Source organism: Ideonella sp. (assembly GCF_044358605.1).
Lineage (GTDB): Bacteria > Pseudomonadota > Gammaproteobacteria > Burkholderiales > Burkholderiaceae_C > Ideonella.
In genome coordinates this window covers 73973-86232 of record NZ_JBIKNQ010000012.1, presented here as the reverse complement: position 1 = coordinate 86232, position 12260 = coordinate 73973, and the positions used below count along the sequence as shown (strand labels likewise).

Annotated in this window: 12 protein-coding genes; 4 read left to right on the top strand and 8 right to left on the bottom strand. The window is 60.4% G+C overall.

The genetic code is table 11. From position 1 onward, the window contains the following. The first annotated feature begins 620 nt into the window (after nt 1-620). A complete protein-coding gene (locus ACIQ3Q_RS06600; RefSeq protein WP_396268223.1) occupies nt 621-2186 on the top strand; it encodes a hypothetical protein in 1566 nt (521 codons plus the stop codon). Nucleotides 2187-2246: 60 nt separating this feature from the next. On the opposite strand, the gene ACIQ3Q_RS06595 is transcribed toward ACIQ3Q_RS06600, so the two are convergent. The 5 genes from ACIQ3Q_RS06595 to lptF are packed head-to-tail and all read right to left on the bottom strand — an operon-like array spanning nt 2247 to nt 7030. Beyond that, nucleotides 2247-3407, bottom strand: a complete 1161-nt coding sequence (locus ACIQ3Q_RS06595; RefSeq protein WP_396268222.1) for a pyridoxal phosphate-dependent aminotransferase — start codon at nt 3405-3407, stop codon at nt 2247-2249. A gap of 27 nt (nt 3408-3434) precedes the next feature. Then, a complete protein-coding gene (locus tag ACIQ3Q_RS06590; protein ID WP_396268220.1) occupies nt 3435-4379 on the bottom strand; it encodes a CysB family HTH-type transcriptional regulator in 945 nt (314 codons plus the stop codon). Beyond that, nucleotides 4376-4765, bottom strand: coding sequence for a sirohydrochlorin chelatase (locus ACIQ3Q_RS06585; RefSeq protein WP_396268219.1), 390 nt, complete (start codon nt 4763-4765; stop codon nt 4376-4378). The genes ACIQ3Q_RS06590 and ACIQ3Q_RS06585 overlap by 4 nt, the downstream gene beginning before the upstream one ends. A 7-nt stretch (nt 4766-4772) precedes the next feature. Further along, entirely contained in the window at nt 4773-5936 is a 1164-nt protein-coding gene (gene lptG / locus ACIQ3Q_RS06580) for an LPS export ABC transporter permease LptG (protein ID WP_396268218.1), read from the bottom strand. Then, the gene (lptF, locus tag ACIQ3Q_RS06575) at nt 5933-7030 is read right to left on the bottom strand and encodes an LPS export ABC transporter permease LptF (RefSeq protein WP_396268217.1); all 1098 of its coding nucleotides are present in this window, start codon (nt 7028-7030) and stop codon (nt 5933-5935) included. Before lptF ends, lptG begins: the two co-directional genes overlap by 4 nt. 30 nt (nt 7031-7060) lie before the next feature. Between lptF and ACIQ3Q_RS06570 the strand changes: the two genes are divergently transcribed. The 3 genes from ACIQ3Q_RS06570 to ACIQ3Q_RS06560 all read left to right on the top strand — a co-directional run bounded on the left by ACIQ3Q_RS06570 (nt 7061) and on the right by ACIQ3Q_RS06560 (nt 10384). Further along, the gene (locus tag ACIQ3Q_RS06570) at nt 7061-8521 is read left to right on the top strand and encodes a leucyl aminopeptidase (RefSeq protein WP_396268216.1); all 1461 of its coding nucleotides are present in this window, start codon (nt 7061-7063) and stop codon (nt 8519-8521) included. Between the two features lie 15 nt (nt 8522-8536). Beyond that, the gene (locus ACIQ3Q_RS06565) at nt 8537-8962 is read left to right on the top strand and encodes a DNA polymerase III subunit chi (protein ID WP_396268215.1); all 426 of its coding nucleotides are present in this window, start codon (nt 8537-8539) and stop codon (nt 8960-8962) included. 279 nt (nt 8963-9241) lie between these two features. Then, complete coding sequence (locus tag ACIQ3Q_RS06560; protein ID WP_396268214.1) at nt 9242-10384, top strand: branched-chain amino acid ABC transporter substrate-binding protein; 1143 nt, start codon at nt 9242-9244, stop codon at nt 10382-10384. Between the two features lie 130 nt (nt 10385-10514). On the opposite strand, the gene adk is transcribed toward ACIQ3Q_RS06560, so the two are convergent. The 3 genes from adk to ACIQ3Q_RS06545 form a co-directional block, all read right to left on the bottom strand. Further along, the gene (gene adk / locus ACIQ3Q_RS06555; protein ID WP_396268213.1) at nt 10515-11168 is read right to left on the bottom strand and encodes an adenylate kinase; all 654 of its coding nucleotides are present in this window, start codon (nt 11166-11168) and stop codon (nt 10515-10517) included. Between the two features lie 140 nt (nt 11169-11308). Further along, nucleotides 11309-12070 (bottom strand): 3-deoxy-manno-octulosonate cytidylyltransferase, encoded by a 762-nt coding sequence (gene kdsB, locus ACIQ3Q_RS06550; protein ID WP_396268212.1) that lies wholly within the window; start codon nt 12068-12070, stop codon nt 11309-11311. Further along, on the bottom strand, nt 12067-12258 hold the full coding sequence (locus ACIQ3Q_RS06545) for a Trm112 family protein (protein ID WP_396268230.1): 192 nt from the start codon (nt 12256-12258) through the stop codon (nt 12067-12069). The genes kdsB and ACIQ3Q_RS06545 overlap by 4 nt, the downstream gene beginning before the upstream one ends. Nucleotides 12259-12260: the final 2 nt, after the last annotated feature.

Below are 12260 nucleotides of genomic sequence, written 5' to 3'. Positions count from 1 at the left end.
ATGATGAACTCTCTGGGATCGAAGCCAGCAACTCGCTCAGGACAGCTCTGGCCTGAAGTAGCGGCCAGCTTCGAATCGGCCAATGATCACATGAGACGTGACACCTACTGACGATTTTGACATCACGGCCTTTTTCCCCCTACATGCAGGGATCAGCTTGTAAACATTCGTGATAGAGTGAACCGCATTAATTAGGTCAAACTACGCCTCACGGGATGTCTAAACGAGCAATCGAGCAAGTTATTTGCTGCACACTGGTCTGCACTGCCTTTGGTGCGCAGGCCGTGGGTTTTGGCAGAACCACACCTTCAGCTGTGCTGGGGCAGCCACTGAATGTGCTGATTCCCCTCCGCACGGAGCCTGGCGAAGTGCTGACGGCACAGTGTGTAAGCGCTGAGGTGATCGCAGGTGAGAACACCTTGCCGGCCAGTCAAGTGCGGGTGGTTTTGGTTCAAGGCAGTTCCGAGCAAGATTGGATCGCTCGGATCTCAACGACCTCGCCCATTGAAGAGCCCGTGATTGAATTGGCTGTGAGTGCTGGATGTGAGAGGCGCTTCATGCGTCGATTTACAGCACTGGCGGATCCCCCCACAGTTTCTCAGCGCAATATTCCTGCCAATATGGGAATCACTGCGCCGGTGATGATGGGATCAAGCTTTGACAGCAATGAGTTAGCGCCCGTTGCCCGGGCACCGAAGCGGGCCAGAAGCGTGGTGGACCGCGAGACGCGGGCGGAACGGTTGGCTGCCAGCGAGGTCGCCCCCAAGCCGTCCCGGTCTGAGCGTCGCAAAGAAGCGCGTGCGGACAAGTCGAAGACCAAGTCAGGTGCATCAGCTGCCGAGATCATGCTGGCTGGCAATGCTGCCTTGCCAGCCGTGAGCCCTTCACCTGCACGTGCTGCCGTGGCCGCACCTAACGATGCTCAGATGGCACGATTGCTGCTCGATGTGGGCTCTGGCCCGCGTTTGCGCATGGACATTGAAGAGCCGCTGATGCGTGCGCCTGGCGGAGAGGTTCTGGCGGCAGCTTCCGGTGCGTTGTCCGGCGACGCGGTGGGTGAAGACCTACGTCGACTGCAAGCCCTGGAAAAGACCCTGGCTGATCTCAAGCGTGAGCGTCAGGCGTCCGTGGATGCCTCAAACACGCTGCGATCACGGTTGGCGGATGCCGAGTCCCAGAGCCGATTGCTGCCCTGGTTGGCCGGGCTGCTGCTGCTGGTTGGTGGCGTCGCCTTGTGGCTGGCGATGCGTGTACGTCGCCAGGGCAAACAGCGCGAAGGCACTGGCGTGCAGTGGTGGGCTTCCGGCCAAGCTCAGGATAGCCGTGGCCCCGTACCAGAGCCTGTGATCTCCGGGCATGATCACTATATGGCGCCCGCTGACCAAGGTCATAGCGCCACCAAGTCGGGTGATGCGTCGGTGTGGGAGCCGCCTGCGGCCGATGAGTCCTCTATGGAGCGCACCGTCGTTCAGCCTCAAAGCTACGGTATGAGTTCGTCCAGTGGCTCATTTGTCGATGGGGCAACTGCGGTACCGCGCGAAGTGTCGGTCGAGGAACTGTTGGACCTGGAGCAGCAGGCCGACTTCTTCATTGCGCTAGGCCAGGAAGACGCTGCCGTTGACCTGCTCATGACGCACCTGAGAGGCACGGGGGGACTCAGCCCCTTGCCCTATACCAAGCTGCTGGAAATTTATAAGCGCCAAGGTGACCCCAACGCCTATGAACGCATTCGGGCTCGCTTCAATCGTCGCTTCAATGTGTATGCCCCCGATTGGGAGGCAGGCCCCCTGCAAGGCCGCACCTTGGAGGACTACAGCGACGCGGTGATCCAGTTGCAGGCAGTCTGGGCATCTCCTCTCGATGCCATGGCGGTCCTGGAGGCGATGCTGTTCCGAAAGGATGATGCGCAGGACATGTTTGACCTGCCAGCCTATAAGGACGTGCTGCTCCTCTATTCGCTGGCGCGCGATCTCTGGCAACAAGGCGGCGGCAGCGCTGCCCCCGAGGTGGACGTGCTCTTGCCGCTGGGCGATGTTGTAGCGTCGGGACCGGTTGAGTTGGATGACGACCCTGCGCGGGGCGGGTTTCAGCTCACCTCGTTTGAGTATCCTGTGATTCGCGATGGTGCGGAGTTGAACGAAGCACCGAATACCGGTGCTGGCGGGCTGACTCTCGATCGTCGCTGAAGAAGGCGTCTTGCGAGGGGGCTCGCAATAGCAAGAGGCACGACCGAGGTCGTGCCTTTTTCATGGGCGCATGGTTTGCAGCCGCTGCAGAGCGCTGTCCAACGTGGCCGTCTGCTTGGCAAAGCAGAATCGAATGCGTTGTCGCACTGGCGGCTCAGCATAGAAGGCCGACAGCGGAATGGCCGCCACACCGACTTCGGTGGTCAGCCAACGGCAGAACTGTGTATCAGGTATGCGGCTGATCGCCTCGTACTCCGCGCACACAAAATAAGTGCCTTCGCAGGGCAGGAGTCGCAGCGGTGTTTGGGCCAAGCCTGCACAAAAGTGATCGCGTTTGGCTTGGTAAAAGGCTGAGAGGCCTTCGTGGTGATGAGGCTCCGCCATGAAGGCCGCCAGGCCATGCTGCATGGGCGTGTTCACGGTGAACACATTGAACTGATGGACCTTGCGAAACTCAGCCGTCAAGGCGGCAGGCGCCACCACATAGCCCACCTTCCAGCCTGTGACATGGTAAGTTTTTCCAAAGCTTGAGATCATCAGGCTTCTTGCCGCCAGCTCCTGATGGCCCCACACACCACTGTGGAGGCGGTCATCAAACACCATGTGCTCGTACACCTCGTCCGAGATCAGCCAGGCAGCGCTTCCGCGCAAGCATTCAGCCAGGGCATCCCACTCGGCCGCCCGCCACACCACGCCTGTCGGGTTGTGCGGAGAATTGACGATGACCACTCGGGTTTTGGCGGTGAGCGCGGCCCGAAGGCGATCAAAGTCAGGGCGGAAGGTCAGCGGATCCAGCCCTACGCGGACGATCTGGCCGCCCGCCAATTCGATGGCCGGGCCATAGCTGTCGTAGCAAGGTTCCAGCACGATCACCTCATCACCGGGATGCACAAGCGCCAACAGTGCCGTCAGGATGGCCTGAGTGGCGCCCGCGGTGATGGTGATCTCGGTGTCAGGGTCGGCGGCTCTTCCGTGTTGGCGGGCCAGTTTCTCTGAGATGCGTTGACGCAGCAGTGGCACGCCTTGCATGGGCGGGTACTGGTTGTGCCCGGCGCGCATGGCCTCATGCACCGCGTCAATTAAGGCGGGCTCACAAGCGAAATCAGGAAAGCCTTGGCCCAAGTTCACGGCTTTGTGCTGGGCTGCCAGGGCCGACATCACGCTGAAGATGGTGGTGCCCACATGGGGTAAACGTGACTGTGGTGCGGACAGTGAGGTCATGGCTGCAAGACCGTTTCGAGCAATGCGTTAAAGCGAATAGTCGTCACCCTGCCCGAGCATGGCGCGCTCGATCAGGCTGCGGCTAAGTCGGTCAGAGATCAATTCGGCCAAGGTCAGCACATAGCTGCGCAAATAGGCGCCTTTGCGGAAGGCCACCCGCGAGGTATTGCTGCCAAACAAATGACCGGCCGGTTTGCTGATCAAGTCACCCCCTGCAGGTTCCTGCCGCATGGACATTTCGGCCACGATGCCCACACCCAGGCCTGCCCGCACATAAGTCTTGATCACATCGGAGTCGATGGCTTCCAAGGCAATGTTGGTGGTCAGTCTGCGCTGTGCAAAGGCCTGGTCGATACGGCTGCGGCCGGTGAACGAGGGGTGGTAAGAGATGAGTGGCTCAGCCGCCAATTGCTCTAGGCTGAGTCGCTCGACCGCCGCAAGCGGGTGCTCCAAGGGCAGGACCACCACATGCTGCCATTCGTAGCAGGGCAGGGTGACAAGCTCGTCAAAATCGGCCAGCGACTCCGTGGCCAGGCCAATATCGGCGGTGTCGTCCAGGAGCATCCGCGCCACTTGCTCGGGTGTGCCTTGATGCAGGCTGACCTGCACCTTCGGGAAGCGCTTGCGCAGTTGCGTGATGGGCTCCGGCAGCACATAGCGCGCCTGGGTGTGGGTGGCGGCGATGCTGAGCCGGCCACTGTCTTGTTTGGAGAACTCCTCGCCAATGCGTTTCAGATTGGCGATCTCGCGCATGATCACGTCCACGGATCGCAGCACGTCTTGCCCAGGCTCCGTGACCCGGGTCAAGCGCTTGCCGTGCCGAACGAAGATATCGATGCCCAACTCTTCCTCTAGCTCCAAGATGGCTTTGGAGATGCCAGGTTGAGAGGTGAACAAGGCCTTGGCGGTTTCGGTCAGGTTCAAGTTCCGCCGGACCGCTTCTTGGACGAATCGAAACTGATGCAGGTTCATGCGGCGAGGTCTCCCTGCGGGCTGGGTACATACTGCAGCGCAAGCTGCGCCAGTGCATGGACCACGATGTCAGACTCGCCCGCCGCTGGCTGCAGGGTCCAGACAACCTCAGGGAATCGCGTGGCCAATTCCTCTACGCGCAAAGGCAGGTCTTTGCGCACATGCCCACCTGCGCCCAAGAACAAAGGCAGAACATCGACACGCTCGCAGCCTTGCTCAACCAGCCCTTGGCCGCATTGCGCCAAGTCCGGGCTCATGAACTCCAAATAGGCCAGCTCAACCACGACATCAGGGCGCGCAGCGCGAACGCTGCTTGCGACCCTCTCAAAGGGCTCGGCCCATTGCGACAAGCGTGCGCCGTGCGCGAACAAAATAATGCCTTGCATGAAGATCTCAGCGGTAACGAACCAGCCACACGAATGCGGCCATGGACAGTGCCAAATAGAGCAGGCTCGGGGCTAAAGCCGCCAGCCAAGGGGTCCAGTCTCGCAGTAGGCTGAGGTGGCCCACCACATTGTTGAGTAGCACGAAACTGATGCCCAGCATGATGCCGCCAAACACTTTGAGGCTGATGCCGCCGGAGCGGGCGTGCAGATAGGCAAAGGGCAGTGCCAGGGCCAGCATCACGATGCAGGCGAAGGGGTAAAGCACACGCTTCCAGAACTGCAGCTCATAGCGTTGCGCGGTTTGCTCCTGTTCGTTGAGATGCTGCGTATAGCGCCACAATTCGGGCGTAGACATGCTGTCGATGGGGGACACAGCGGCTGCCACCAAGCGTTCGTCCAGGCTGGTGTACCAAGCCAAGCTAGCCACCTTGCGTTGTTGCAAGGCCAAACTGGCATCGGCGGGCCATTCGGAGACCACCGCATCTTTGAGTTGCCAGACTGACCCTTGAGCGGTAGGTGCAACCTGCGCTGAAGGGGCTTCTATGCGGCGGATGAGGTGGCCGCGTTCATCGTGTTCAAAGATCCGAATCTGACTGAGCCCGGTTGCGCCTTCGGTGCCCTTCACATTGATCGAGATATTGCGTTCACCGGTGGCAGTGAGGGGGCTGGCGTCAGACGGTGACTGCGTCGGTGTCAGAACAGTGCTGGCGGGCCGATGCTCTTTGAGCCAGGCGCCCGCTCCCCCTAGGGCATTGCCGCCACGCAGTTGGGCCTTCAGTGCGTTGGCTTGGCGGTCGCCGTAGGGCGCGACGTATTCCCCGATCACAAAGGTGAGCGCGGCCATGATCAAGCCCAAACTCAGCAACAGTGACAGGGCTCGCCACGGACCCAAGCCACCGGTCCTTAAGATCGTGAACTCCGAGGACTCCGCGAGCCGGGCCATGGCATAAATGGTGCCGATCAAGACGGTGATGGGGAACAGTTCATAGAAGCGCACGGGCTGTTTCAACAAGGCGCCCGCGACTGCGGCCCAAATGGGGTAACCGCGCTTACTCACGTCTTCCAATTCGCCCAAAAAATCGGTGAAGAAAAACAGCGACAGAAAAGCCACGGAGACAAACATCACCGACCAGATCACGTCACGCCAAATCAAGCGGCGAACGGTTTTCATGTGGCCCTCCCGGGGCGCAGCCATTCACGCCAAGTTTGTACGGCTCCCCGATCACGCCAGACGATGAGCAAGACGGCCAACAACAGCGCCGGGCCATGTACCGCCAATAACGCTGCGCCCATGGACAGACGCTGGGATGCGACCCAGGCTTGACTCAAATTGACCACGTTGTAGTAGACGATGAATCCCAGCAAAGCGAACATCAGATTCCAATTGCTGGCGCGGCGCGGGTTGGTGGCCGCAGTGGCGATGCCCAGCAAGAGGAAATTCGCCGCAGCCAATACCAGCCCTAAACGCCAAGTCAGCTCGCCTTGGTTTGCCGCGCTGGGTTGAAGCAACAAGGTCAAGGTGGGCGTGGCTTTGGGGGGCGGTTTATCCAGAGATGCGGACTTGTCCAAGTCCACCGTCATGGCAAAGTGCTCAAAAGTCATGCGCGAGAAGGTCTGACTGGCTGTGTTCTGTTCATTGCGCTGGCCAGTTTCCAAGATGAGTCGGCGCTCACCGTTGTCGCTGATCAGGCGCCCAGAGCGCGCCGTTGTCACGGCCTCTCGTTCCTCTTGCTTGTCGAGCAAGAACACGTGCTTAGCCCCTTCCACGTCACCTGCTCGCTCGACGAAGAAGACACGGTTGCCATCGGCGGAAGACTGAAATGACCCGGGGGAGACACGCAACAAATCAGAGCGTTGCTGGTACCGAGTTTTCATCTCAGCAATCTGGGCGTTGGCCCAGGGCCAAATAAAGGCCACTAAGAGCAAAGTGAGCGCGATCACGGGCCAGCCCGCCCGAAGCACTGGGCGCACAAAACGAGAGAGCGGTATGCCACTTGAAAACCAAATGGCCATTTCGCTGTCGCGGTACATGCGGCCAAGGGTCACCACAATGGCCACAAAGAGGGACAGCGTCAGCATGGTGGGCAACTGTCCCACGGCCAAAAAGCCAAGCGCCAACACGACATCTTTAGGCGCAACAGCGCCTTTGGCGGCCTCTCCTAGGGTTCGGATCAGCATCATCGTCAACACGATGGTGAGGATCACCACCAATGTGGCGCCAAATGTGCGGGCTATCTCTCTGCGGACACTCGAATCGAATAACATCAAAAATTCATTTTCATTCCGAGTCGGATTATGAACTTCCAAGCTTTGGTGACGCCGGCCGAGGGCCTCAGTGCCCTTTCTGCAGACACTTTACTCATCGTGCTACCCGCCGATGGCGGTGACGTGGGCGACAAGGTGATTGATCAGGCCCTGCAATCGGCCCTCAAACAGGGGGATTTCGAGCGCAAGGCGGGTCGAACGCTCTATCTTCATGGATTGTCGGGCGTGAAAGCCCAACGCATTGTGCTGGTTGGGGCGCGAGATGCGAGCGCCAAGTCGGTGAAAGCTGCCGTTGGGCTGGGTTTCGCAGCGCTCAAGGGTCGGGCAGTCAAGCATTTGGCGGTTTGCGTGGGCGGCGCAGTGGAGAGTGGCCATGCAGAAAGCCTGGTGCTGGCGATGGAGCAAGCCTCCTACCACTACAGCCACACCAAGCCCAGTGCGGAAGCACCCCAGCTGCCAGCCAAGGTGTCTCTGGTGGCCAGCAAGAACGATTTGGCCGCAGCCAAGGCAGGCCTGGCACGTGGTCAAGCCATTGCAGCCGGTGTGTCTTTGGCGAAGGAAACAGCCAACCGGCCTGGTAACTTCTGCACGCCGACCTACCTGGGTGAAGAAGCCAAGCGCATCGGCAAGGACCACGGCATGACCGTGAAGCTCCTGGACCGCAAGGCCGTCGAGAAGATCGGCATGGGCTCCTTCCTGTCGGTCGCTCAAGGTTCCGACGAGCCTTTGCGCTTCATCATCATGGAATACACGGGCGCAGCCGCTAAAGCAGCGCCCATCGTGCTGGTCGGTAAGGGCATCACCTTCGACACCGGCGGCATCTCGCTGAAGCCAGGTGCCGAAATGGACGAGATGAAGTACGACATGGGTGGTGCCGCATCGGTCTTGGGAGCCATGCGGGCCATCGGCGAGCTCAAGCCCAAGATCAATGTTGTGGCGCTGATCCCTGCCTGCGAGAACATGCCCAGCGGCCGCGCGACCAAGCCCGGTGATGTGGTGACGAGCTTGTCTGGCCAAACCATCGAGATCCTGAATACCGACGCCGAAGGTCGCCTGATTCTGTGCGATGCGCTGACCTATGCTGAGCGTTACAAGCCTGCAGCCGTGGTGGATGTGGCAACCTTGACCGGGGCTTGCGTGATCGCTTTGGGCGCTCACCATGCCGGCCTGTATGCCTCGGATGACCAGTTGGGTGAGGACCTCTTGGCTGCTTCGCGGACGGCACAAGACCCGTGCTGGCGCATGCCGCTGGACGAGGAGTACGACGAAGGCCTGAAGAGCAACTTTGCTGACATGGCTAACATTGCTGGTCGTGCAGGCGGTTCCATCACGGCAGCCAAGTTCTTGCACCGCTTCACACGCAAATACGCTTGGGCCCACTTGGACATTGCCGGCGTGGCTTGGAAGGGCGGCGCCCAAAAGGGTGCCACGGGTCGCCCCGTCGGTTTGCTGACTCACTTTGTGCTGGCCCGGGCCGGCTACAAGGGCTGAGCCTAGGCCGTCATCATGGCGAGTGTGGTCTTCATCACCGGCATTCCTGACGTCCTGACGTATGCCGCTCGGCTCCTTCGCAAGAAGGTGCAGGAAGGAGATTGCCTCGCTGTGTTTGGCCCTGCCCCCATGCTGAACCGCCTGGATCAGTGGCTCTGGGAACAGCCCGTGGGGGAGTTCACGCCCCACATCAGGCACCGGCCGGGTGCGGAACTCCCTGTTGGGGGGCAGCGCACCCGCATTTGGTTGCTGGATGCGCCTGAGCCCAGCGTGCCTTGGACCAGTGGGGTCAACTTGGGTGTAGACCCCGAGATGCTGTTGGGGTTTGAACGCGTGGCTGAATTGGTGGGCATAGGCCCCGAGGAGGCTCAAGCGGGCCGTGCTCGGTGGCGTCAGTACGCTGCGCAAGGCTGGCAAGTTCAACATCACCCACTGCCTTGAGGCGTGGGTCATCCAAAACAGGACCGCGCGCGTTGGGGCTGCACTGCTGACACAAGTTCATTGAGCTTGAATCAGGCAGCGTTCTCTGACGCTTGGCCCGAATTGTGCTGATGAGCTCAGCGGCAGGCAGACGGTGCATTTCATTGGGGCAAGCCCCAATCCCAAGAGGCTTTTATCTTGCGGGGAAGGGGCTTGTTTTGGAGTATCGTCACGCCCGTTGAGCACAACCGACTGTTTGGACATTACGTCTCAACTTACCCCTTTTGGAGGTTCGAACCTATGCAAGTCAAAATGAATGTGATCGTCGCTGCCGCAGCGGCCCTAGTGGCCGGCTCGCTCCATGCCCAAGAGCTGGTGGTCAAGATCGGTCACGTTGGTCCTACCAGCGGTGGCATTGCCCACCTGGGTAAGGACAATGAGAACGGCGCCCGTATGGCCATTGACGAACTGAACGCCAAGGGCGTGACGATCGGTGGCAAGAAGGCTAAGTTCGAATTGCTGGCCGAAGATGACGCTGGCGATCCCAAGCAAGGCACGGCTGCTGCCCAGAAGCTGGTGGACTCCAAAGTCGCTGGCGTGGTCGGTCACCTGAACTCGGGTACTTCCATTCCTGCTTCCAAGGTCTACAGCGATGCGGGCATCCCGCAAATCTCGCCCTCGGCGACCAACCCCAAGTTCACCCGTCAAGGCTATAAGACCACCTTCCGTGTGGTGGCTGATGACGTGCATCTGGGTGGCACCCTGGGCCGTTACGCCGTCGAGCAGTTGAAGGGCAAGACCATTGCCGTGATCGACGACCGCACGGCTTACGGCCAAGGCGTGGCCGATGAGTTCGAGAAGGGCGTTAAGTCCAAGGGTGGCAAGATCGCCAAGCGCGAGTTCACCAACGACAAGGCCACGGACTTCACCGCTATCCTGACCTCCATCAAGGCCACCAAGCCTGACGTCGTGTTCTACGGCGGCATGGATGCTGTGGCCGGCCCGATGATCCGCCAAATGAAGCAGCTGGGCATCAATGCCAAGTTCATGGGCGGCGACGGCATTTGCTCGGGCGAGTTGCCTAAGCTGGCTGCCGGTGCAATGGCTGATGGTCAAGTGGTGTGCGCTGAAGCTGGCGGCGTCGAAGGCAGCCAGAAGGCGGGCCTGGAGAAGTTCAAGGCCGACTTCAAGAAGAAGTTCAACGCCGATGTGCAGATCTACGCTCCGTACGTCTATGACGCCACCAACGTGATGGTGGCCGCCATGGTCAAGGCTGGCTCGTCTGACCCTGCCAAGTACCTCCCAGTGTTGGCCAAGACCACCGACTACAAGGGTGTGACCGGCAACATCACCTTCGACGAAAAGGGTGACATCAAGAACGGCGCGCTGACCATGTTCACCTACAAGGGTGACAAGCGCGAACAGATCGCTGTGGTTCGCTGATCTCGCACCACTGCGTTCGCAGGGAAAGCCACCTTCGGGTGGCTTTTTTCATGGGCGCGTCAAAAGGAGTTCAGTTCATCGCCCATGAAAAAAGGCGCCGTAGCGCCTTTTTGCGGAGGGAATCCCCAACTCAGCTCAATGCGTCGAGTGCACGGGCTGTGATTTCTTCGACCGTACCCAAACCGAGGATCTTGCGATAACGGGGGGCTTGCGCATCGCCCGTCGCGGCCCAGGTGCTGTAGTAGTCCACCAGCGGGCGGGTTTGGGCTTGATAGACATCCAGGCGCTTGCGCACGGTGGTTTCTTGGTCGTCGTCACGCTGGATCAGCGCTTCACCCGTCACGTCATCTTGGCCTTCCACCTTGGGAGGATTGAACTTGACATGGTAGGTGCGGCCCGAAGCCACGTGCACCCGGCGGCCGCTCATGCGCTCAATGATGGCTTCGTTAGGTACATCGATTTCCAACACCAAGTCCAGCTTCACCCCTGCGGCCTTCATAGCGTCGGCTTGCGGGATGGTGCGGGGAAAACCATCAAACAAGAAGCCGTTGGCGCAGTCGGCCTGCGCGATGCGCTCCTTGACTAAGCCAATGATGATGTCATCACTGACCAGGCCGCCCGCATCCATGATCTTTTTGGCGGCCAAGCCCATTTCGGTACCGGCCTTGACGGCGGCACGCAGCATGTCGCCAGTGGAGATTTGAGGGATGCCGTATTTTTGGCAGATGAAGTTGGCTTGGGTACCTTTGCCGGCGCCGGGGGCACCCAACAGAATCAGACGCATGGTTTGCCTCGTAGATATAAATTCTTGCCAGCTGCTCGAGCAGCCCGCCCAGACGGACGCCTCAGTTCGGAGACATGCCAAAGGGCGATGGGCTCAGCATAGCATGGGCAGGCCTGCGCCAAGCTGACGCCCAGGTGCCATCATGCGGCCGCAAACGCGGCGCGAACGCGGGCCAGGTCTTCGGGGGTGTCGACACCTGCGGCCGGCGCGGTGTCTGTCACGTGCACCGCAATGCGCTCACCTTGCCACATGAAGCGCAATTGCTCCAGGCTCTCCGTCACCTCTAGCGGCGCAGCAGGCCAAGTCGGGAAACGCTTGAGCGTTCCCACACGGTAGGCATAAAGCCCGATATGGCGGAGTGCTGCTTGGTGGGGGGGCAGCTGGGCTGTGCCCGCCTGGCTGCCATCGCGCCACCACGGGATGGCAGCACGGCTGAAGTACAAGGCGCGGTGATGGGCGTCCAGCACGACCTTCACGACATTTGGGTTGTTTAACTCTTCCGCCGAGCCTATCGGGTGGGCGGCTGTCGCCACCGCACAATCAGGGCGCTGCAGCAGCAGGTCGGCACAGGCGCGCACCAGGGCGGGGTCGATCAAGGGTTCATCGCCTTGCACATTCACCACGATGTCTTGGTCGCCCAGGTTCAAAGCTTGGCAAGCCTCGGCGAGGCGATCGCTGCCGCTGAGATGGTCTGCACGGGTCATCAAGGCTGGAACGCCATGCTGTTGGCAGGCCTCAGCAATGCGGGCATGGTCTGTGGCGACCATCACTTGATCAGCACCGACTTCTGCCACCCTCTGCGCCACACGCACCACCATGGGTAGCCCGCCAATGTCGGCCAAGGGCTTATCCGGCAAGCGGCTGGAGGCCAGGCGCGCCGGGATCAGGATGGTGAAGCTCACAGCTCTTCCTCGGGCGGGAGCTGGCGCGCTTCGCCTTCCAGCATCACCGGGATGCCGTTGCGCACCGGGAAGCCCAGTCGATCAGCCGGGCAAATCAACTCGTGCGGGCGGCCAGCCTCATCACGCTGCAGGGTCAGCGGGCCTTTGCAGAGAGGGCAGACCAAAATGCCAAGCAGGCGAGTGTCCAAAG